The following is an 18,218-nucleotide window of genomic DNA, read 5'->3' on the forward strand; positions in this document are numbered from 1 at the left end:
ATTTGACGGCCCTTTGGGGCAGACTCTTCCCTTCACACGCTACCAGCTCCTCCGGTGCTTTTGCCGGGGGATTCCCGTTTCTCGTGAAAGGAAACACCCTATGCCGATCGGCACCGTAAAATTCTTCAGCCAGGACAAGGGCTATGGCTTCATCGAAAATGAAGATGGCTCGGGCGACGCATTCGTCCACATCACCGCCGTCCAGAACGCCGGCATGACGACGTTGGACAAGGACCAGCGCGTCCAGTTCGAACTCGAAACCGGCAAGAACGGCAAGACGTCGGCAGTCAACCTCCAGTCGGCCTGATCTTGGCCAAAGAGGAAGTCATGACCTTCGAGGGGCAGATCAACGAGATCCTGCCCGACGGGCGCTTCGGCGTCACGCTCGAAAACGGTCATCGGCTGATCGTCTATACGGCGGGCCGGATGCGGCGTTTCCGCATCCGGTCGGTCGTCGGCGACGCCGTGCGCGTCGAAGTGACGCCCTATGACCTCAGCAAGGGCCGCCTTGTCTACCGCGAACGCGGCGGCGGGCCGGTTCCGCCCAGCCAGCGCAAACGGCGCGGGCTCTGATCCTTCAGGGGTCAAACGATACGGGATCGGCGCAGTGGCGCCGGTCTCCAAAAACCACAACATCCAAAGCAAAGATAAAGATGATGACGAACTTCTATAACAACCCTTCGATTTTTCCCGCTCTGCCCGCGCTGTCGCTGGCCGGCCGGGCGCAGACGGCCCGGATTTCTCCGGCCCGCGCGCCGCGCCGCCGCCCGACGCTGTCGCGCCGCGAGCTTCGGCGCCTGATCGCCGATATGGTCGATTGATCGACCGTAACGGATAACCGCACAAGGAAGCGCAGCCATGTCGGCCACCACCGAATTCTACATCGCCCAGGCGGACAAGTGCCGCACCGATGCCGACGCCTCGTCGTTGACGCAGGTGCGCGACCGCAATTTGCGCGCCGCCGCGGCGTGGCAGGCGATGGCCGACAAGCTGCTCCACTCCGAACGCCTGCGCGCCGAAAAGGAAGCGCGGGTCGTGGAAGCGGCTGAAACCGGAACGACCGCGGCGCCCGCGCCCTGACAGGTGCGCCGCACGGGGGGGGGGGCGCCGCTCAGCCGATGGTGCGCCACTCCTCATGCACGATTTCGCGGGCAATCCGCCCGCCGCGCATGTGAAAGACATGCACCAGCCGCAACTCGACCCGCGCCCCGATCGCCACCGGCGCATTGACCATCCCGTCACCCGTCAGGCGAAAACGCACCTTCATGTCGTCGACGACGCGGGTTTCGGTGGCAAAACGGTCGAGCGGTTCCAGCTCGACCTCGGCCAGCGAGGCGAACATGCGGCGGTAATTGGCCTCGATCGCCGCCTTGCTGTCCAGATACAGCCCCCGTCCCGGCACTTCCAGGACGATGTCATCGGTATAAAGGTCCATCACCGACGCCGGATCGCGCGCCTCATTCTCGATATGCTCCGCCGCCACCGCCAGATTGCGCGTAACCATCTCGTCGCCGCGGTCCATCGCCTCCACCACCTGCTCCATTGCCGTCACCTTCTATCACAGCCTCCGGCGGATCGCCGATATAGGCAGTTATTCTGTCTAATGGCGCAATAGACAGATCATCTGTCTTGTGTCAAGAGGCTGCGATGACCGACAATCTCCCTCCCCCGCCATCCGGCGACGGCCAACGCCTCGCCCAGCTCTTCCACCTTGCCTACGACCGGCTCCGCACCCGCATCTACGGCCAGGCCCGCGACGCCGGCTTCGCCGACCTCCGCCCCGCTCACTCCAGCCTGCTGCGCAACATCGACCCCGCCGGGTCGCGGGTCGTCGACCTCGCCGAGCGGGCCGGCATGACGAAACAGAGCATGGCCTATCTGACCGACAGCCTGGCCAAACTCGGCTATGTCGCCGTCGGCCCCGATCCCGACGACCGGCGAGCGAAACGGATTGTGCTTACCGAACGGGGCAAAGCCGCGGTCGACACCCTTGCCCGTCTAAGCCGCGAGGCCGAGGCCGAGCTGGCGATAACGCTAGGCGAAGTGGAAATGATGCGGCTTCACGCCACGATGCGTCAGCTGGTCGCAGCGCTCCGCTGATGCAGCGCCGGACTAATCGACCGACCAGTAATCCGCGGCACCCAATGCCCCGCCGCGGCGGCAGATGAACACGCCTTCACCATCACAAAGCTCGGCCCAGCTACCAATCGGCTCGTTTTCAGCTACGGCTAGCGCAACAATGAGATCTGCCGCCTCGAAAGCGACGTGTTTCTCGATGCCAAACCATCGATCTTCGTAACGCAGGACGTATGCGTTTGGCGGCGGCATAGCGGGCACATCACCAGCCGGTCGCGGCAGGCAGTCGCAACCGCCACGCGGCACACCGTCATTTGGGGAGGGGATAGGCATGGCATAAATCCTTCGGCGGGGGGAAACGAAGGGGTCCGGCAGGCTTGTCAGGCCAGCCCGCGACCTGAGGAGGACAATATTTCGACGCGCGAACTCCGAATCGCATACCGCCCCACCGGCACACGCTTAGTCCAACTTATAGAAAGATTGAGATATTTTTGCTTTACCTACTAAGCATCGTATCTTCGACGGGCGGACGCTGCGGCTCGACGAACGACGGCACCACACTTCCAAACAACGGCGCAAGTCTGTCTTGATGCCCAACACGCTCGACGCCCCCATACGCGGCTACGCCAAGCAGAGCGCGGCCCTTCATGCTTGCGCAACCTTCCGTTTACGTTAGGGTAAGCTCAAGACCATCTTGGAGAGACTGATTCATGGCCCTTCCCCCGATTTTCGACCGCCTGCGCCTGCCCGTCATCGGCTCGCCGCTGTTTATCGTTTCGGGGCCCGATCTGGTCATCGCGCAGTGCAAGGCGGGGATCGTAGGCAGCTTCCCTGCCCTCAACGCCCGGCCGCAATCGCTGCTCGACGAGTGGCTCCACCGCATCACCGAGGAATTGGCGGCGTGGGACCGAGCCAACCCTGACCGGTTGTCCGCCCCCTTTGCCGTCAACCAGATCGTTCACCGCTCGAACGATCGGCTCGAGGCGGATATCGCAACCTGCGAAAAATGGAAGGTGCCGATCACCATCACGTCATTGGGCGCCCGGGAGGAATTGAACCAGGCGGTCCACGGGTGGGGCGGCATCTCCTTGCACGACGTCATCGACGACCGCTTCGCCCGCAAGGCGATCGAAAAGGGCGCCGACGGACTGATACCCGTTGCCGCGGGCGCCGGCGGCCATGCCGGTACCCAGTCGCCCTTTGCGCTGGTGCAGGAAATCCGCGAATGGTTCGATGGCCCGGTGGCGCTTTCGGGCGCTATTGCGCACGGTCGCTCGATCCTCGCCGCCCAGGCATGCGGCGCCGACCTGGCCTATATGGGCAGCGCTTTCATCGCCGCTGCCGAAGCCAATGCCGACAACGGCTACAAGAACGGCATCGTCGAAGGGCGCGCGGCCGACATTGTCTATTCGAACCTCTTCACCGGCGTACACGGCAATTATCTGCGCCAGTCGATCGTGGCCGCGGGGATGGATCCCGACGACCTGCCGGAAGGCGACCTCAAGACGATGAACTTCGGGTCCGGCGGCAACACCAAAGCGAAAGCGTGGAAAGATATCTGGGGCTCGGGTCAGGGGATCGCCTCGGTCCGCGGCGTACGCCCGGTTGCCGAATTCGTCGCCGAACTCGAAGCGCAATATCAGGACGCATGGGCCGAATTGCAGGGCAAGGTGCGGCTCCAAGGCTAACCGAACAGCCGCGTGATCGCTTCGTCAAGATAGGGGCGATCCGCAAACAAGCGCATCGGATCGCGCCGGTTGAGCCAGAAGCCCGCGCCATGTCGGTCGGTGAGCGCGCGGCGCATGGTGTCCTGCAACAACGTCAGACGCATCGCGGCCGTGCGCCGTGCCGCGCGGGCGTCGCGATTAATTTGCCGCTCGAAACATATCCGGATCATATCGACCCGCGCCGTCATCACATCATTATAACCATGGTGGGGGCCGCGATGGAGAGCATGTCCGCACGACAGCGCCAGCCGCTCGCACGCCGGCAGGCTCAATCCATTGCGCGGAAAGTCACTGAGGCAAAACCCTTCACTTTTCAGCGCTCCGAACATCGTCGCCATCTGCGGTTGGGCGAGAAGCGCGAGTGGGATCAGGTGATGGCGCTGAAATCCACGTCGCGGCGGCGGGGCGCCATACCACCGCCTCCTTGCCATCAAGGATTGCGGCCAAACTCGACCAAAAGCGCTTCGGACGGTCCGCGCGGTGCCATCGATATCCACTCGCCCGGATCAAGGCCGGGCAAGCGGCGCGCCCCCCGAACCGGGCCATTGATGATGATGTCGAGCGACAGCCGCGCAAGGCGGCGCACCAGATCGGCAACGGTCCATCCGGTCGGACGCGCGGCCTCCATCTCTTGCCCTCCGAAATGCGCAAGGCCGCGCGTCCGGATGATCTCCACCTCGCCTGCGTCGTGCTGCCGGAAAGCGATGAGGTGGAGCACCGGAGGCATCCCGCTCGCAAGCATCTCCGCAGTCGATGCGCGGAACTGCTTTGCGTCGGACCACAGCCGCGCTGGCCCCCAGAAGAAGTGACTTGCGTCGAAGAGATCGATCAGCAGCGAAGCCATCATGAAGAAATCGCGCATTGAGGGCTTCTCTTCGTCTTCGCTCCCGATCGGTGCGGGCTCGAAAAACCAGCATCGCCCTCCGGTCCGCCAATCGGCGGGAAGGCTGGCGGCGAGCGAACTCGTCGACGGATGCGCCGGATCGATACGCGCAACCGCACCATCGCCTGCTGGCGCTGCCGTGAGATACAAGTCGCCAAGGCGCAAGCGAAAGGCAGCGCCTTCGCCAGATGTTCCGGACACATCCAGCCGCTCCGGGCGAAGGCCCATATGACGCAGCGCGACTTCAGCGTCCGCCGGCAGGGTCGAAAAGTCATTTCCCGCAATCAGCGCGAAGGGCGCCGGCGCGGCGGGCAGTAATGACGCGGAGCTAATCCCTGCTTGCATGTCGGGCGTCCCGATGGGTTCGCGCCAGCATCGCAAAGCACACGCCGATGTTCAAATGCTTATTGGTCCGGTGCGGACGATCAGATGGCAACCTGACTTCCCAGTTCGACAACGCGGTTGGTTGGGAGACGGAAATACTCCATCGCGCTTTCCGAATTGCGGAGCATCCATGCGAACAGCTTTTCGCGCCAGATCGGCATGCCGGGTTTCTTGGCGGCAATCAGCGTCTGACGCGAGAGGAAGAAGCTCGTTTCGATCATCTTGAATTCGCCGCCGCACGCGGTCGTGCGTTTCAGCGCATCGGGCACGTCCACTGGCTGCATGAAACCATAGTGCAGGATCAGGCGATGGAATCCCTGCCCCAGATCGTCAAGCTGGCAGAGCTTCGTTTCCGGCACGAACGGCACGTCGGCAATCTTGATCGTCAACAGGATGATACGTTCGTGCAGCACCTTGTTGTGCTTCAGATTATGAAGCAGCGCGTGCGGCACCCCATCGGACGTCGACGTCATGAAAACGGCAGTGCCGGGGACGCGCGTTGCGCTGTTCGCCGCGGACTTCACGAACACCGGGATCGGCATCGCGCTTTCTGCCATTTCCTGCTGCATCAGCTTGCGACCGCGTGACCAGGTCGTCAGCATGGTGAAGATCGTCAGACCGATCGCCAACGGCACCCAGCCGCCATCGGGTACCTTGATCAGATTGGCGCCGAAATAGGCGACATCGACGATGAAGAACACCGCGAGAACGGGCAGCGCTTTCCACGCCGGCCAGCGCCAGAGGCTGAACAGCACCACGCTCATCAGACAGGTGTCGATGAACATCGCGCCGGTCACGGCGATACCATAAGCCGCGGCCAGATTGCTCGACGAGCCGAAGAACAGCACGAGCAGGATGACCATGACCATCAGGCCCCAATTGACGACGGGAATGTAAATCTGCCCCTGCGCCGACGCACTGGTATGTTCGACCCGCAGGCGCGGTACGAAACCGAGCTGGATGGCCTGCTGAGTCAGCGAAAAGGCGCCCGAAATGACGGCCTGACTGGCAATGATCGTCGCCAGCAGCGCGAGCAGCACGACGGGGACGCGCCACGCGTCGGGCATCATCAGGAAGAAGGGATCCTGAATCAATTGCGCCGTGGGCGCGACCTGTCCGGCAAGCACCATCGCGCCCTGCCCCATATAATTGAGCATCAGCGCGGGTAGCACGAAACACAACCAGCTCAGCCCGATCGGCGCGCGTCCGAAATGGCCCATATCGGCATAGAGCGCCTCAGCGCCCGTCACCGCGAGAACGACGGCACCAAGCGCGATGAAGGCGGTGAACCCGTCATAATAGAAAAAGCGCATCGCATTGATGGGGTTCAGCGTGTGCATGACGATCGTCGGATGATCGACGATATGCATCACGCCCAACACCGCGAGCATCAGGAAGTAGCCGAGCATGATCGGCCCGAAAAGCATCCCGACCTTCGCCGTTCCGCGCGACTGGATCGCGAAGAGGCCGATCAGGATCGCAAGCGCGATCGGGACGATATAGGGTTCGAAACCGCGGCTGACATATTGCAGGCCTTCGGTGGCCGACAACACCGACATCGCCGGAGTGATCATGCTATCGCCGTAAAAGAGCGCGGTGGCGAAAACGCCGAGCAAAACGATCGGCCAGGTCCATCGGGCACCGCCCGACGAGCGACTGATCAGCGCGAGCAGCGCCAGACTGCCCCCCTCGCCCTTGTTGTCGGCTTTCATGATCGTCATCACATATTTGAAAGTGACGACGAGCATCATCGACCAGAAGACGAGGCTGAGCACGCCATAGATGTGCAGCTGGTCGGCTTCGATCGAATGATGGCCGGCGAAGGTTTCGCGGAAAGCGTAGAGCGGGCTGGTGCCGATATCGCCGAAAACGACGCCGACGGCGCCGACCGCCAGCTTCAGCGTGCCGTCACCGTGATGGCCGTGACCCGTTTGGCCCATTTCGATTCCGGTGGGCGCGGCGCTTTCGGCGCTTGCCTGACCCTGTTGCGACTCGACAGTCATTGGCGCGCCTTAGACCAGCGGGAGAGACAGGAATAGCATTGAATCAAGGCCCGGTCGGCGCATTGGGGGACAGGTCCGGCCCCATCGCCTGTCGCAATTGGGCCAGCCGCATCTCGAGGTCCGCGCGCCACGGCGCATCGGGCGGGGTGCGCGCCAGAAGCTGGCTCCACACCGCGTCCGCACCTTTCAGATCGCCGCTCTGCGCCATCGCAAGGCCCGCAAAGAAAGGCGGCGCGGGATGGTTCGGATCGCGCTTTGCGGCCTCATCGAACGCGAGCGCGGCGGCGGGCGACATCACGCCGCCGCCATGCGCAACAAGCGCATTGCCCAAGCCCACCCAAAGATCGACATTGTCGGGATAACGCTCCAGCCCCTTTTCGAGCGTTTGCGCAGCGAGCGCCGTCTTGCCGGTTCGCGCAAAGCCATCTGACATCGCGATCCACTGTGCGGCCGGTCCAAAACGGTCGGCCATACCCTGCTGACGATCGGTGATCGCCTCGCCGAAACCTTCAAGCTGTTCGGGCGCTACGATAGGCTTGCCGAGCAAGGATGGGCTACCCTGCAACGCATAACCGGCGACGCCCACCATGACCGCAGCGACAGCGAGCGGCCGAGCCGCTGCCGGCAGCTTGCCGAACAAGAAGATGGCGCCCAGCGTGACCAAGGCGACAAGCAATATCCACATCCAGATCATGGAGCGTTCTCCGCATCGCCCGCGTCGCGGCGGAAGCGTCCGAAGGCCAGCCATCCCCCGAGCAAAAGAAAAGCGAGCGGGCCGAGCCACAGCAGGGCGGTGGCCGCATCGAACGGCGGATCATAGCTGACCCAATTGCCATAGCGCGCGACCAGCCATTTGCGGATCGCCTCGGGGCTTTCTCCCGCGGCAATCTTGGTGCGCACCTCATGCCGCATGTCGCCGGCGAGCGGCGCATCGCTGTCGGCGATCGACTGCCCCTGGCAGACGAGGCAGCGCAGCGTTTCCATGAGTGCCTTCGCTTTTTCCTCCTGCGCGGGATCAGGAAGCTCCTGATAGGCATAGGGCGCCGGCGGCAGGCGATCCTGCGCGGCCGCAGGCACAGCGGCCAGAACAAGCGAGGCGAGCAGGATGGTCCAGCCCCTCACTTCATCTTCTCCAGCTTGGCGACGATTTCCGGCACCTGCTCCTGAAGGATTACGCCCTGTATCTGTTCGCGGATGATCCCCTTTCCGTCGATCAGAAAGGTTTCGGGGACGCCCGACGAGCCGAGCGCGATCTGGACGCTGCTTTGCACATCCGACCCGATGCGGTCGAAGGGATTGCCATTTTCCCGCAGGAATTGCGCCACATCGTCGGGCCGGTCGCGGATCGCGATTCCGTCGATCGGCACGCCCGCGGCCTTCAGCGCCTCAAGCTGCGGCGCCTCGGCGCGGCACGGGATGCACCAGCTGGCAAAGACGTTGACGAGGCGCGGCCGCCCGTCGGCAAGGTCGCTGCTTTTCAGGCCTTCGACGCCGGCAGTTGCGGGCGGCAGGTCGAACAACGGCATCGGCTTGTTGATCCACTGCGACTGGATCAGCGTTTCGGGCGGAGTCGTCAGGCGATAGATGAAGGCCCCGAATAGCAGCGCGGTAATCGCCAACGGCATGAACAGGATCCAGCGGGTCTTCATGCGTAGCGCCCTTCGGCCTTGCGCGCGCGGTGACTGCGCCACAGGGTCAGCAATTGGGCGCGGCCGAGCAGCGACAGCGCGGCACCGATCGCAATCAAGGCCCCGCCCAGCCAGATCCACCAGACCAGCGGCTTCCACCACAGGCGAAGCTGATAGCGATCGGCTCGGCCATCGGCGCCGGTGACGGGCTGGCCGAGCACAGCATAAAGCTGCCCGCCCGGCCGCGTCAGCAGTGCAGCCTCATTGGTTTCGGTTGGCGCGCCGCCCATCAGCCCGGGAAAAGTTCGCGCCTCGGGCCGCAGGGTGAAGCTGTGTCCGGAAGGCGTTGTCGCGATCAGCGTTCCTTCGACCGCGGTATAATTGGGGCCAGCGATCGGGCGGACGCCGACGAACTTCACCGTGAAATCATCGACGGTGACGGTCTCGCCCGGCGCGGCGGCCACCAGCCGTTCCTTGATGAATGCGCTTTCGGCGGCCATCCCGGCAAGCGCGACTGCGACGCCGAAGTGCGCGATCACCATGCCCCATGTCGGCAGCGGCGTCCGGCGCAGGTTGCGACCCCACAGCGGCGCCAGGCTGGCGACCGCCACGATCCCGGCGACCGTCATGCCAAGCAGCGGCAGCACGCCGACCTTGCCGCCGAACAGGATCAGACCGAACAGCACCGCCGACCCGGCAAAGATCGCGGCAGGAAGTCGCGACCACAGCTTGCGCCCATCATCCTTGCGCCAGGCGAGCAGCGGACCGGCCACCATGACCAGACACAGGATCAGCGCAAGCGGGCCCGCAACTTTGTTATAATAAGGCGGTCCCACCGAGATTTTTTCGCCCATCGCCTCGGCGACGATCGGATAGAGCGTACCGAGCAGGACGAGCGCGAGGATCGTCGTCAGCAACAGATTGTTGATGACCAAAGAACCTTCGCGACTGAGCAGCGCGAACTTCTTTCCTTCGGCGACGCTGCTGGCGCGCAGCGCGAACAGCGTCAATGCGCCCCCGATATATATCGCCATCAGCGCAAGGAGAAATGTTCCGCGCTCGGGATCGACGGCAAAGCTATGGACGCTCGTGAGCAGGCCCGACCGCACGATGAACGTGCCGACCATCGACATGGAGAAAGCGACAACCGCGAGCATCACCGTCCATGCGCGCAACGCGTTGCGCGTCGCGGTCACGCTCACCGAGTGGAGCAGCGCCGCCCCTGCAAGCCACGGAATGAGCGATACATTTTCGACCGGGTCCCAGAACCACCAGCCACCCCAGCCCAGCTCGTAATAGGCCCAATAGCTGCCGGCGGTAATTCCCAGAGTCAGGAAAATCCAGCTTCCCAAGACCCACGGCCGCATGGCGCGCGCGAAGGCCGGGCCGATCTCGCGCGTGATCAGCGCGCCGACCGCAAAGCTGAAGGCGACCGACAAACCGACGTAGCCGACGTAAAGCGTCGGCGGGTGAAAGGCGAGCCCGGGATCCTGCAACAGCGGGTTCAGCCCCTGCCCGTCGGGCGGCGCGATCGGCAGCCGCTTGAAGGGGTTCGATGAAAAGAGCAGAAACGCAAAAAAGCCGAGGCTCAGCGCTGCCTGCGCAGCAAGCGTTGCGACCAGCGTATCCTCGCGCAGCCGCTTTTCGAAGATCGCAACGAGCGCGCCCGACAGGCCGAGGATCGTGAGCCATAGGAGCATCGACCCTTCATGATTGCCCCAGGCGCCCGCGACCTTGAACAGCATCGGCTTCAAACTGTGGCTGTTGCGCGCCACCAGTTCGACCGACATGTCGGATCGCACGAAAAGCGCGATCAGCATCGCGAAGGCCGCGGCGGTCAAAACGCCCTGCGCGACACTCGCGGGCCGGACGAGGGCCGCAAGATCGCTCTTCCCGTTCCGCAGATAGAGGCTGCCGGCGACCAGCGACAGGCAGGCGAGCGCCGCCGCCATCCACAACAGCGCGAGACCCAGTTCGGCGATCATGCTTTCGGCGCCGCTTTCATGGCCTTGGGCATATCGCCCATTTGCGGCGGCATATAGCGTTCGTCATGCTTGGCGAGGATACGGTCGGCCACGAAAATACCGTCGGCCCGCATCCGGCCGTCGGCGACCATTCCCGAATTTTCCGCAAACAGATCGGGGACGATGCCCTTGTACTCGACGGGGATCGACGCCTTGCCGTCGGTGGCGACGAAGCGGATCGTCACGCCGTCGGGCTGATGCCTGATGCTGCCGGCCGCGACCATTCCGCCCAGCCGCATCGCCTCGCCCACTTCGGTTTTGCCGGCCTGAACTTCGGCGGGCGTGCGGAAATAGGCCGCCTCGTCGCGCAGCGCGCTTGCCGCGAGAACCCCCGCGCCGCCGACCCCGCACAGCGCCACCGCCGCCAGGATCAGTCGTTGATGTTTCGCCTTCATGCCCGGTCCCTGCGCAGCGCGTCGCTACGCCTTTCAGCCTTCGTCATCGCCCGCCAGCTATGCCAGATCACCGCTCCGGTCAGGAGCGCGGTCAGCATATAGGCCGCCGCGACATAGGCCCATTGGCCGTTTCCGGTTATGACGCCGGTCAAAAGTCGGTCCCCTCATCGTCGGCCAGTCGGCGCAGACGCGCAGCGACGCGATTGTCGGCGATGATCCGCCGCATGCGCATCAGCACGATCGCCCCGAATAGCAGCGAAAATCCGGCCAAGGTCAAGCCCAGCGGCCACAACAGGCTGCCGTCGATGCTCGATCCGCGCATGGTGATGCTCGGCCCTTGATGCAGGCTGTTCCACCACACAACGCTGCGATTGATGATCGGGATGTTGATCGCGCCGACCAGCGCATAAATCGCGGCCCCGCGCGACAGCGTTCCACCCTGCCGCTCGCTTTCGTCGCCCGTCGTCAAAGCGACGAAACCGGCATAGAGAAACAAGAGGACGAGCATCGACGTCATGCGCCCGTCCCATTCCCACCAGGTGCCCCAGGTGGGCTTTCCCCAGATCGATCCGGTCGCAAGGCAAAGCGCGGTGAACAGCATGCCGGGCACCGCGATCGCACGCGCGGCAATCCCGGCCAGCGGGTGCCGCCACACGAGCTGCACCAGCCCTGCAAGAGCGAGCGACGTCCAACCACCCATGCCGAGCCAGGCGGCAGGAACATGAACATAGAGAATGCGTGCCGTTTCGCCCTGCTTGGCTTCACCCGGCACCACCGTCAGCCCGGCCCACGCCCCGGCGAGCAGGAACGCCAGTCCCAGCCACAGCAGCCACGGCGTCAGCGGACGCGCAATGGCCAGAAAACGGGTCGGATTCGCATAGGCGTGCATCGCGCGCCGAGCCTTAGGCGAGCGCACGCCCGCGGTCTAGACAATTGACGCCATCGGCAGTGCGCACGAATGATATCGATAGCAATGCTTAGGAGACATAAAATTACTTGGCGTGCGGAGATTGTGTGGCTCAATTGCCACAGATGTCACCAAAACGAAATAATAGCGCCTCGTTCGACCGCGTGAGGGGTGGAAGCGTCGGCATTTCTCATCAAACCTGTGCAGGTCGTCTCTAGGGGCAATCAACAGGGAAAGATGACCATGAAAAACACGACCCAATTATCGAGCCTCGCGCTCGCCACCGCTCTGGTCGCAAGCGGGTGGACTGCACCGGCTTTCGCACAGCAAGGCGCCAACGACACGGATGCGAACGAAACGATCATCGTAACCGGCACCCGCCGGACCGACCGAACGATCGCCGACAGCACCGTACCGATCGACGTGATCTCGAGCGAATCGCTGCAGAATAGCGGGACGACCGAAACGAACCGGCTGCTCAACCAGCTCGTGCCTTCGTTCAATTTTCCGCAACCGTCGCTGACCGACGGAACGGACTCGCTGCGTCCGGCGACGCTGCGCGGCCTCGCGCCCGATCAGGTGCTCGTGCTCGTGAACGGCAAACGCCGCCATCTGTCGTCGCTGCTCAACCTGAATGGTTCGATCGGACGCGGCTCGGCGGGCGTCGATATGAACACGATTCCGCCGATGGCGATCGAGCGTATTGAAGTGCTGCGCGACGGGGCGTCGTCGCAATATGGCTCGGACGCGATTGCGGGTGTTATCAACATCCAGCTCAAGAAAAGCGTCGGAGGACGCGCGCAGATCACCTACGGCAAATATATCACAACGATGGAGGATGTTAAGGACGTCGCCAGCGTTTCGCCGACCCTGACCGGCAGCTCCAGCGAAAATCCGGTCATCACGCTGTCCGATAATGATCGCAAACGCCGTGACGGCGGAACGCTCACCATGGCGACCAACATCGGTCTGCCGGTGGGAGATGGCGGCTATTTCAACTTCACGGCGGAATATAAGGACCGTTCGCCGACCAACCGATCGGGCCCCGATCTGCGCCGCAACTATGCCGGTGCGGGTGATCCGCGCGAAGTGACCTTCAACCGTTTTGAACACCGCTTCGGCGACGGCGAATCGAAGGACATGAATTTCTTCTTCAACGCCGGGATGGATGTTGGCGATAGCTTCGAACTCTACAGCTTCGGCAGCTACGGCATCCGCGACGCCAATGGCGCTGGCTTCTACCGTCGCTCGCTCGACTCGCGCAACGCCGACTGGGACAATGGTGGCCAGCCGATCTATCCCGACGGCTTCCTGCCGCTGATCACCAGCACCATTCAGGACATCGCCATCGCCGGCGGGCTGCGCGGCGAAACTGCGGGCTGAAACCTCGACCTGTCGGTTAATTATGGATCGAACCGGCTCGATTATGGTGTCGAGGACAGCATCAACACCTCGCTCGGCAGCCTGCATAGCCCGCGCAAGTTCGACGCTGGCGGTCTCCGTTCGGGGCAGACGTCAGTCAACCTCGACGCAAGCCGCGACCTGAACGTCGGGATCGGCAGCACCACGCTGGCGCTCGGCGCGGAATGGCGGAACGAGAATTACCGGATCGTTCCGGGGCAGCTCGAAAGCTATATCGCAGGCCCCTACACCTTCTCGAACGGCGCGGCGCCGGGCGCGCAGGTGTTCCCCGGCTTTTCGCCGACCACCGCGATCGACAAATCGCGCGACAGCTTTGCCGGCTATCTCGAACTCGATGCCGATATCAGCGATATGTTCAACGTCCAGGCCGCCGGCCGCTACGAACATTTCTCGGACTTCGGCGACACGGTAAACGGAAAGCTTGCGGCGCGGTTCGAACCCGTCAACGGGCTTGCTTTTCGCGGGTCGGTTTCGACCGGTTTCCGTGCACCGGGGATGGCGCAGCAGTTTTTCTCGACCACCTCGACGAACAATGTCGGCGGCACGCTGATCGAGATCGGCACCTTCCCGGTGGCGTCGCCGATTGCCGTCGCACTCGGCGCGCAGCCGTTAAAGCCGGAAAAATCGGTCAACTTCGGCGGCGGCATCGCCTTTAACATGGTCCAAGGGCTTAGCCTGACGGTCGATTATTACCGCATCAAGATCAAGGACCGCATCACGCTCACCGAAAATCTGCAAGGCGCCGATGTCGTCGCGATCCTTCAGGCTGCCAATGTGCAGGGCACATCGGCACGCTTCTTCATCAATGGGATCGACACGCGAACGCAGGGCCTGGATATTGTCGGTAGCTATCGCGTACCGGACTTCGGCCTCGGAACGCTGCGCATCAATGTCGGCTATAATATCAACGACACAAAGATTACCGACCGCCGCGCCTTTTCGGCCTTTGACGCACAGCGCCTTTATGCACGACAGGAAAGCTTTCGACTGACCGACGGCCAGCCGAGCAACAAGTTCAACGCGGGCATCAGCTGGGACATCGGCGCCTTCGGCTTGACGGTGAATGCCAACCGCTACGGGAGCGTTTTCCTTCCCGACGGCGTGACCTCGGTCGCGGCAAACGGTCAGCCCGTTACCCTGAGCAACCCGGCGGTCCGCGACGATATCCGGGTCGGCAAGGGCGACGCCCCAGGTGATATCACGCTGTCGCCAAAATGGGTTGTCGATCTCGAGCTGCGCTACAAATTGTTCGACACTGTGGGTCTGGCTGTCGGGGCAAACAATCTGCTCGACGAATATCCGGACCGCCTGCCCTACGGGACGGTAAACGGGGTCAACTTTGGAACGAACAACAGCTTCCTGCCCTATTCGTCGCAGTCGCCGTTCGGCTTCAGCGGTCGCTTCGTCTATGGGCGTGTGTCGGTCGACTTCTAAGCTCGGACGACATTGCTGAAACGGCCAAGGCCGGGGGCTATGCCTCCGGCCTTGTCCATATCCAGCTTCCCGTTACGATGGCCGCGATGATCGGCGCCATCATCCACGGCCACGGCGCAAAGAGCAGCGCCAGCGCAATGCTGAAAACAAAGGCGGCGCTTGCGGCAAGCTTGCCGCGGCGGCTGATCGCCCCCTTCTCGCGCCAGGCAACAATATGGTGTCCGAAGGTCGGATGCGTGAGCAACCAGGCCTCAAGGCGCGGTGACGAGCGCGCGAAACAGAAGGCGGCAAGGATCACGAAAGGCACGGTTGGCAGCAGCGGCAGAAACGCGCCGAGCGCGCCGAGCCCCAATGAGGCCCATCCCGAAACCAGATAGAAATGCCGCTTCATGGGAGCGGCTTAGCGCGTTTTGGCGCGCGCGCCATCCCATGTTGCAACCGGCCGGTCGTCAGCGCCGCCCGATCAGCTTTTGCGCCATATGATCCGCCACCGTCGATGCCGGCGTGCCGCTTGCCTTGCTCTCGGCCCAGATCTCGGCGAGGCGACCCGGGATCAGGTGGATGCGGCTTTCGACCTCCTCCTGACTGCCCTGCCCCAGATATTCGAGCGCCACGTTGATGATGCCGCCGGCGTTAATCACATAATCGGGTGCATAGACGATGCCGCGATCGTGGATGCGCTGCCCGTCGGCGGCGGTCGCGAGCTGGTTGTTCGCCCCGCCCGCGACGATCGGCACGCGCAATTTTTCGATGCTGCGTTCGGTCAGGATCGCCCCCAGCGCATTGGGGCTGAGCACATCGGCTTCGATTTCCATGATCGCGGCCGAGTCGGCGAGATCGGCACCCAATTCCTCTGCCAGCGCCTTTGCGCGCGTCAGATTGACGTCGGCAAGGGTCAGCTTCGCGCCTTCGGCCGCGAGCCGCCGCGCAACACCGCCGCCGACGCTGCCTACCCCCTGGATCGCGATCCGCACGCCCGCAGCGCTGTCGGTACCCAGCCCTTCGCGGATCGCCGCCTTTATGCCCAGATAGACGCCGAGTGCGGTATAGGGGCCGGGGTCGCCCCCCGCCTCGCCGCTCGCCACCGGCAGGCCGCTGACATGTTTGGTCTGCTTCGCGATCTGGACCATGTCGGCGTCGGTGATGCCGACATCTTCCGCGGTCACATAGGCGCCGCCCAGCGATTCGACCGCGCGCCCGAAGGCGGCGAGCAATTCGGGGGTCTTGGTGCCCGCTTCGTCGGCCAGGATTACGCCCTTGCCGCCGCCCATCGGCAGCCCCGCCATCGCATTCTTATAGCTCATGCCGCGCGAGAGGCGTAGCGCATCGACGATCGCGGCCGACCGCTGCGGATAGTGCCAGAAGCGCACCCCGCCCGCGCCGGGGCCGAGGTGGGTCGAATGCACGGCGATGACCGCCGTCAGTCCGCTGTCGCGATCGCGGAACATGTGAACATGTTCATGATCGTCGAAATCGGCGAAATCCCAGACTGCGGACATGGCGTCACCCTCGCGTTAAAAAATTACGTAGGGACGTAATAATGAAATAGCCCGCGCGAGTCACCCCCAAAGGGATCGCCGGTTTTCCGATCAACGAAAAGCTTTGAAAATGGGGCGATCGACGGGACTTGAACCCGCGACCCCCGGTACCACAAACCGGTGCTCTAACCAACTGAGCTACGATCGCCATATGCCGGGCGAGACCGCCTGCGACAGCGCGCGGCGATAGGCGCGGCTACCCCTTTCGTCAAGCATTGTTCGCATGGCCAACGCCGCCTAAAAGAGGCCATGTCCGGAAACGAGCATGTCGATATGGCGCCATCGGGCGCCGACCGCACCGCCGAGCGGCTCGCGCTGCTTCCCGGCATCCGACGCGCGCCGACTTCCAAGCTGCAACAATTCATGCTGGCGGGTTTTCTCGATCCCGCAACATGCGCCGGGCTGATGGCGCAGATCGACCGCGACGTGCGCCCTTCGACGATTGCCGATCCCAATGGCGACGAAGCGTTCCGGACCAGCACGACCTGCGACCTCGATCACCGCGATCCGCTGGTGCGGACGGTCAACGCTCGGCTGCACGACATCACCGGAATACCGCTGGATCATGGCGAGCCGCTACAGGGGCAGCGCTATGATGTGGGGCAGGAATTCAAGGCGCATACCGACTATTTCGACCCGCAAGGCGCCGACTGGGAGACCTATTGCGCGATTCCCGGACAGCGCACCTGGACATTGATGGTCTATTTAAACCAGCCCGAGGCTGGCGGTGCGACGCGCTTTCTCGCCACGGGCAAGATGCACCAGCCCGAAACGGGCAAACTCGTCGCGTGGAACAATGTCCGCGCGGACGGAAAGCCGAACCCAGAGACGCTCCATCACGGGATGAAGGTGCGCAAGGGCCGCAAATATATCATCACCAAATGGTTCCGCGAACGCGCCTGGCCATGGGCCGAGGGCGAGCTAGGCTGATCCGGCCGACCGTGCCCCGGCGCCTACCGAGACACGGCCCAAGCCTTTAGCGTACCAGTCGATACTGGAAACTCAGCGTCAACGTGTTGCCGACCTGACCCGGCTCGACCGGCGTCGATTTGGCCTCTGCGGCCATCATCTGCACGCGCGGCATGGGCACCGGTCCACCGACCGCGCCGCCTTCGCTGATCGAAACCAGTTCGGCGGCGCGATAGCCGGCCAGCTTGGCATAGTCCGCCGCCTTCGCTTCGGCGGCCTTGATCGCCGCGCCGCGAACGCCGACAAGCTGCGCATCGGGGTCTTTCATCGCGAACCAGGGGCCATCGATATTGGTCCCGCCCGCCGCGACGAGCGCATCGAGCAGCGGCCCGATATCGTCGATCTTCGGCGTCGTCGCCCGCACGCTGTTGCTGACCTGATAGCCCAGGAAGCGCGGCGGCTGACCGTCGCTACGATTATTATAGTCATATTGCGGCGACAGGCTGATGCCGCTCGTCTGAATATCCTCGGCCTTGATCCCGCGCGCCTTGGCAGCGGCGATCAGCTTGTCCATCGCGGTGGCATTGAGCCGCATCGCTTCGACTGCGGTCGGCGCGGTCGTCGTCACGCCGGCGCCCACCGTCGCCTGATCGGGCCGCGAACGCACTTCCTCGCTCACGCTAAAGCTCAGGATCGGGCCTTCCGTTGTCGCTGTCGTCACCGTCGAACCTCCCTGCTGTGCAATGGCCGGCGTCGCAGCCAGCAGCGCGATGCCGGTCGCCATGGCGGTGAACATATGCTTGGTCATGTCAAACTCCTGTAGGCCGGACCCCCGGCCGATCGTGGATACCTACCCCATACGCAGGACGGAGCGGGCCCGTTCCCGCC

The 18,218-nt window shown here is 63.5% G+C and carries 25 protein-coding genes and 1 tRNA gene; 10 read left to right on the top strand and 16 right to left on the bottom strand.

What is annotated here, in order from left to right:
• The first annotated feature begins 100 nt into the window (after positions 1 to 100).
• The 4 genes from EBMC1_RS12965 to EBMC1_RS12975 all read left to right on the top strand — a co-directional run bounded on the left by EBMC1_RS12965 (position 101) and on the right by EBMC1_RS12975 (position 1,080).
• Entirely contained in the window at positions 101 to 307 is a 207-nt protein-coding gene (locus EBMC1_RS12965) for a cold-shock protein (RefSeq protein ID WP_003047572.1), read from the top strand.
• Between the two features lie 2 nt (positions 308 to 309).
• Positions 310 to 573, top strand: a complete 264-nt coding sequence (gene infA, locus EBMC1_RS12970) for a translation initiation factor IF-1 (RefSeq protein ID WP_040590296.1) — start codon at positions 310 to 312, stop codon at positions 571 to 573.
• A gap of 80 nt (positions 574 to 653) precedes the next feature.
• A complete protein-coding gene (locus EBMC1_RS18465) occupies positions 654 to 821 on the top strand; it encodes a hypothetical protein (RefSeq protein WP_156001238.1) in 168 nt (55 codons plus the stop codon).
• Positions 822 to 858: 37 nt separating this feature from the next.
• The gene (locus EBMC1_RS12975) at positions 859 to 1,080 is read left to right on the top strand and encodes a hypothetical protein (RefSeq protein WP_003047576.1); all 222 of its coding nucleotides are present in this window, start codon (positions 859 to 861) and stop codon (positions 1,078 to 1,080) included.
• A gap of 31 nt (positions 1,081 to 1,111) precedes the next feature.
• Here the strand turns inward: EBMC1_RS12975 and EBMC1_RS12980 are convergent, their stop codons facing one another.
• Positions 1,112 to 1,543 carry a nuclear transport factor 2 family protein gene (locus EBMC1_RS12980; protein ID WP_003047579.1) on the bottom strand — a complete coding sequence of 144 codons (432 nt, stop codon included), beginning with the start codon at positions 1,541 to 1,543 and terminating at the stop codon, positions 1,112 to 1,114.
• A 104-nt stretch (positions 1,544 to 1,647) separates the two neighbouring features.
• On the opposite strand from EBMC1_RS12980, the gene EBMC1_RS12985 reads away from it, so the two are divergent.
• A complete protein-coding gene (locus EBMC1_RS12985; protein WP_003047580.1) occupies positions 1,648 to 2,100 on the top strand; it encodes a MarR family winged helix-turn-helix transcriptional regulator in 453 nt (150 codons plus the stop codon).
• 12 nt (positions 2,101 to 2,112) lie between these two features.
• On the opposite strand, the gene EBMC1_RS18470 is transcribed toward EBMC1_RS12985, so the two are convergent.
• Complete coding sequence (locus EBMC1_RS18470) at positions 2,113 to 2,409, bottom strand: hypothetical protein (RefSeq protein ID WP_156001241.1); 297 nt, start codon at positions 2,407 to 2,409, stop codon at positions 2,113 to 2,115.
• A 377-nt stretch (positions 2,410 to 2,786) separates the two neighbouring features.
• Between EBMC1_RS18470 and EBMC1_RS12990 the strand changes: the two genes are divergently transcribed.
• On the top strand, positions 2,787 to 3,764 hold the full coding sequence (locus EBMC1_RS12990; RefSeq protein WP_003047583.1) for an NAD(P)H-dependent flavin oxidoreductase: 978 nt from the start codon (positions 2,787 to 2,789) through the stop codon (positions 3,762 to 3,764).
• Here the strand turns inward: EBMC1_RS12990 and EBMC1_RS12995 are convergent.
• On the bottom strand, positions 3,761 to 4,234 hold the full coding sequence (locus EBMC1_RS12995) for an AHH domain-containing protein (RefSeq protein WP_081611203.1): 474 nt from the start codon (positions 4,232 to 4,234) through the stop codon (positions 3,761 to 3,763). The two genes, EBMC1_RS12990 and EBMC1_RS12995, sit on opposite strands and share 4 nt — an antisense overlap.
• Positions 4,234 to 4,665 carry a hypothetical protein gene (locus EBMC1_RS13000; RefSeq protein ID WP_196795424.1) on the bottom strand — a complete coding sequence of 144 codons (432 nt, stop codon included), beginning with the start codon at positions 4,663 to 4,665 and terminating at the stop codon, positions 4,234 to 4,236. Before EBMC1_RS13000 ends, EBMC1_RS12995 begins: the two co-directional genes overlap by 1 nt.
• 111 nt (positions 4,666 to 4,776) lie before the next feature.
• On the opposite strand from EBMC1_RS13000, the gene EBMC1_RS18675 reads away from it, so the two are divergent.
• Entirely contained in the window at positions 4,777 to 5,004 is a 228-nt protein-coding gene (locus EBMC1_RS18675; protein WP_196795425.1) for a hypothetical protein, read from the top strand.
• 107 nt (positions 5,005 to 5,111) lie between these two features.
• On the opposite strand, the gene EBMC1_RS13005 is transcribed toward EBMC1_RS18675, so the two are convergent.
• Genes EBMC1_RS13005 through ccmC form a run of 8 tightly spaced genes read right to left on the bottom strand, consistent with a single transcriptional unit; the run spans position 5,112 to position 12,009 of the window.
• Positions 5,112 to 7,073: a potassium transporter Kup gene (locus EBMC1_RS13005; protein WP_003047592.1), complete on the bottom strand. Its 1,962-nt coding sequence runs from the start codon at positions 7,071 to 7,073 to the stop codon at positions 5,112 to 5,114.
• Positions 7,074 to 7,116: 43 nt separating this feature from the next.
• Positions 7,117 to 7,767 carry a tetratricopeptide repeat protein gene (locus EBMC1_RS13010; RefSeq protein ID WP_003047595.1) on the bottom strand — a complete coding sequence of 217 codons (651 nt, stop codon included), beginning with the start codon at positions 7,765 to 7,767 and terminating at the stop codon, positions 7,117 to 7,119.
• On the bottom strand, positions 7,764 to 8,195 hold the full coding sequence (locus EBMC1_RS13015) for a cytochrome c-type biogenesis protein (RefSeq protein ID WP_003047597.1): 432 nt from the start codon (positions 8,193 to 8,195) through the stop codon (positions 7,764 to 7,766). The genes EBMC1_RS13010 and EBMC1_RS13015 overlap by 4 nt, the downstream gene beginning before the upstream one ends.
• Complete coding sequence (locus tag EBMC1_RS13020) at positions 8,192 to 8,722, bottom strand: DsbE family thiol:disulfide interchange protein (RefSeq protein ID WP_003047600.1); 531 nt, start codon at positions 8,720 to 8,722, stop codon at positions 8,192 to 8,194. The genes EBMC1_RS13015 and EBMC1_RS13020 overlap by 4 nt, the downstream gene beginning before the upstream one ends.
• A complete protein-coding gene (locus EBMC1_RS13025) occupies positions 8,719 to 10,686 on the bottom strand; it encodes a heme lyase CcmF/NrfE family subunit (RefSeq protein WP_003047603.1) in 1,968 nt (655 codons plus the stop codon). The genes EBMC1_RS13020 and EBMC1_RS13025 overlap by 4 nt, the downstream gene beginning before the upstream one ends.
• Positions 10,683 to 11,120, bottom strand: coding sequence for a cytochrome c maturation protein CcmE (ccmE, locus tag EBMC1_RS13030; RefSeq protein ID WP_003047606.1), 438 nt, complete (start codon positions 11,118 to 11,120; stop codon positions 10,683 to 10,685). Before ccmE ends, EBMC1_RS13025 begins: the two co-directional genes overlap by 4 nt.
• The gene (locus tag EBMC1_RS18475; protein WP_003047609.1) at positions 11,117 to 11,272 is read right to left on the bottom strand and encodes a hypothetical protein; all 156 of its coding nucleotides are present in this window, start codon (positions 11,270 to 11,272) and stop codon (positions 11,117 to 11,119) included. Before EBMC1_RS18475 ends, ccmE begins: the two co-directional genes overlap by 4 nt.
• Positions 11,269 to 12,009, bottom strand: coding sequence for a heme ABC transporter permease CcmC (gene ccmC / locus EBMC1_RS13035; protein WP_003047613.1), 741 nt, complete (start codon positions 12,007 to 12,009; stop codon positions 11,269 to 11,271). The genes EBMC1_RS18475 and ccmC overlap by 4 nt, the downstream gene beginning before the upstream one ends.
• 261 nt (positions 12,010 to 12,270) lie before the next feature.
• On the opposite strand from ccmC, the gene EBMC1_RS18835 reads away from it, so the two are divergent.
• Together EBMC1_RS18835 and EBMC1_RS18840 are read left to right on the top strand one after the other, a co-directional pair.
• Entirely contained in the window at positions 12,271 to 13,410 is a 1,140-nt protein-coding gene (locus EBMC1_RS18835; RefSeq protein WP_003047616.1) for a TonB-dependent receptor plug domain-containing protein, read from the top strand.
• Positions 13,411 to 13,419: 9 nt separating this feature from the next.
• A complete protein-coding gene (locus EBMC1_RS18840) occupies positions 13,420 to 14,883 on the top strand; it encodes a TonB-dependent receptor domain-containing protein (protein ID WP_269208167.1) in 1,464 nt (487 codons plus the stop codon).
• A gap of 37 nt (positions 14,884 to 14,920) precedes the next feature.
• On the opposite strand, the gene EBMC1_RS13045 is transcribed toward EBMC1_RS18840, so the two are convergent.
• From EBMC1_RS13045 to EBMC1_RS13055, 3 genes are all read right to left on the bottom strand, one after another.
• A complete protein-coding gene (locus EBMC1_RS13045) occupies positions 14,921 to 15,274 on the bottom strand; it encodes a YbaN family protein (RefSeq protein ID WP_003047623.1) in 354 nt (117 codons plus the stop codon).
• A gap of 58 nt (positions 15,275 to 15,332) precedes the next feature.
• The gene (locus EBMC1_RS13050) at positions 15,333 to 16,382 is read right to left on the bottom strand and encodes a Glu/Leu/Phe/Val family dehydrogenase (RefSeq protein WP_003047625.1); all 1,050 of its coding nucleotides are present in this window, start codon (positions 16,380 to 16,382) and stop codon (positions 15,333 to 15,335) included.
• A 110-nt stretch (positions 16,383 to 16,492) separates the two neighbouring features.
• Positions 16,493 to 16,569 (bottom strand) — tRNA-His (locus EBMC1_RS13055).
• A 101-nt stretch (positions 16,570 to 16,670) separates the two neighbouring features.
• Between EBMC1_RS13055 and EBMC1_RS13060 the strand changes: the two genes are divergently transcribed.
• Positions 16,671 to 17,351, top strand: coding sequence for a prolyl hydroxylase family protein (locus EBMC1_RS13060; RefSeq protein WP_003047628.1), 681 nt, complete (start codon positions 16,671 to 16,673; stop codon positions 17,349 to 17,351).
• A 46-nt stretch (positions 17,352 to 17,397) separates the two neighbouring features.
• Here EBMC1_RS13060 and EBMC1_RS13065 read toward each other — a convergent pair whose 3' ends face one another.
• On the bottom strand, positions 17,398 to 18,138 hold the full coding sequence (locus EBMC1_RS13065; RefSeq protein ID WP_003047630.1) for an SIMPL domain-containing protein: 741 nt from the start codon (positions 18,136 to 18,138) through the stop codon (positions 17,398 to 17,400).
• Positions 18,139 to 18,218 lie beyond the last annotated feature (80 nt).

The organism is Sphingopyxis sp. MC1 (assembly GCF_000371385.1).
Taxonomy (GTDB): domain Bacteria; phylum Pseudomonadota; class Alphaproteobacteria; order Sphingomonadales; family Sphingomonadaceae; genus Sphingopyxis; species Sphingopyxis terrae.

What these genes read in the sequence shown, in the direction of transcription:
- EBMC1_RS12985 (WP_003047580.1), top strand. Translation starts at nt 1,648, where the DNA reads ATGACCGACAATCTCCCTCCCCCGCCATCCGGCGACGGCCAACGCCTC.
- EBMC1_RS18675 (WP_196795425.1), top strand. Translation starts at nt 4,777, where the DNA reads ATGCGCCGGATCGATACGCGCAACCGCACCATCGCCTGCTGGCGCTGC.
- EBMC1_RS13005 (WP_003047592.1), bottom strand. Translation starts at nt 7,073, where the DNA reads ATGACTGTCGAGTCGCAACAGGGTCAGGCAAGCGCCGAAAGCGCCGCG.
- EBMC1_RS13020 (WP_003047600.1), bottom strand. Translation starts at nt 8,722, where the DNA reads ATGAAGACCCGCTGGATCCTGTTCATGCCGTTGGCGATTACCGCGCTG.
- EBMC1_RS13025 (WP_003047603.1), bottom strand. Translation starts at nt 10,686, where the DNA reads ATGATCGCCGAACTGGGTCTCGCGCTGTTGTGGATGGCGGCGGCGCTC.
- ccmE (WP_003047606.1), bottom strand. Translation starts at nt 11,120, where the DNA reads ATGAAGGCGAAACATCAACGACTGATCCTGGCGGCGGTGGCGCTGTGC.
- EBMC1_RS13060 (WP_003047628.1), top strand. Translation starts at nt 16,671, where the DNA reads ATGTCCGGAAACGAGCATGTCGATATGGCGCCATCGGGCGCCGACCGC.
- EBMC1_RS13050 (WP_003047625.1), bottom strand. Translation starts at nt 16,382, where the DNA reads ATGTCCGCAGTCTGGGATTTCGCCGATTTCGACGATCATGAACATGTT.
- EBMC1_RS12995 (WP_081611203.1), bottom strand. Translation starts at nt 4,234, where the DNA reads ATGGCAAGGAGGCGGTGGTATGGCGCCCCGCCGCCGCGACGTGGATTT.
- EBMC1_RS12990 (WP_003047583.1), top strand. Translation starts at nt 2,787, where the DNA reads ATGGCCCTTCCCCCGATTTTCGACCGCCTGCGCCTGCCCGTCATCGGC.
- EBMC1_RS13000 (WP_196795424.1), bottom strand. Translation starts at nt 4,665, where the DNA reads ATGCGCGATTTCTTCATGATGGCTTCGCTGCTGATCGATCTCTTCGAC.
- EBMC1_RS18465 (WP_156001238.1), top strand. Translation starts at nt 654, where the DNA reads ATGATGACGAACTTCTATAACAACCCTTCGATTTTTCCCGCTCTGCCC.
- EBMC1_RS13010 (WP_003047595.1), bottom strand. Translation starts at nt 7,767, where the DNA reads ATGATCTGGATGTGGATATTGCTTGTCGCCTTGGTCACGCTGGGCGCC.
- EBMC1_RS18470 (WP_156001241.1), bottom strand. Translation starts at nt 2,409, where the DNA reads ATGCCTATCCCCTCCCCAAATGACGGTGTGCCGCGTGGCGGTTGCGAC.
- EBMC1_RS13065 (WP_003047630.1), bottom strand. Translation starts at nt 18,138, where the DNA reads ATGACCAAGCATATGTTCACCGCCATGGCGACCGGCATCGCGCTGCTG.
- EBMC1_RS13045 (WP_003047623.1), bottom strand. Translation starts at nt 15,274, where the DNA reads ATGAAGCGGCATTTCTATCTGGTTTCGGGATGGGCCTCATTGGGGCTC.
- EBMC1_RS12965 (WP_003047572.1), top strand. Translation starts at nt 101, where the DNA reads ATGCCGATCGGCACCGTAAAATTCTTCAGCCAGGACAAGGGCTATGGC.
- EBMC1_RS12975 (WP_003047576.1), top strand. Translation starts at nt 859, where the DNA reads ATGTCGGCCACCACCGAATTCTACATCGCCCAGGCGGACAAGTGCCGC.
- ccmC (WP_003047613.1), bottom strand. Translation starts at nt 12,009, where the DNA reads ATGCACGCCTATGCGAATCCGACCCGTTTTCTGGCCATTGCGCGTCCG.
- EBMC1_RS18835 (WP_003047616.1), top strand. Translation starts at nt 12,271, where the DNA reads ATGAAAAACACGACCCAATTATCGAGCCTCGCGCTCGCCACCGCTCTG.
- EBMC1_RS12980 (WP_003047579.1), bottom strand. Translation starts at nt 1,543, where the DNA reads ATGGAGCAGGTGGTGGAGGCGATGGACCGCGGCGACGAGATGGTTACG.